Annotated in this window: 1 protein-coding gene; it reads left to right on the forward strand. The window is 36.7% G+C overall.

Annotated features, from left to right (window positions below; genetic code table 11):
* Nucleotides 1–132 precede the first annotated feature (132 nt).
* A partial coding sequence (gene tnpA / locus AAHB12_RS31480) for an IS200/IS605 family transposase (RefSeq protein WP_342048966.1) occupies nt 133–327 on the forward strand: 195 nt, incomplete at its 3' end.

The following is a 327-nucleotide window of genomic DNA, read 5'->3' on the forward strand; positions in this document are numbered from 1 at the left end:
TTATGAAAACGAAAACCCTAGGCTAGGCCTAGGGTTCCAAAAAGCTTTCAGCGTGGTATTAAAAAAACTCTCCCGTGGTGCTAAAATATTTTTGGTTCGCCAACCGAAATATCAGCATACGGAGGAGTTTTTATGTCAAAAGACACTAATAGTTTAGCACATACGACTTGGAATTGTAAGTATCACATTGTATTTGCACCGAAGTATAGAAGACAAGTGATTTATGGAAAAATCAAAAAGGACATTGGAGAAATTCTCCGTACTTTATGTGAAAGAAAAGGTGTGGAGATTATTGAAGCAACAGCGTGTAAAGATCATGTACATATG

The organism is Bacillus sp. OTU530, assembly GCF_038440375.1.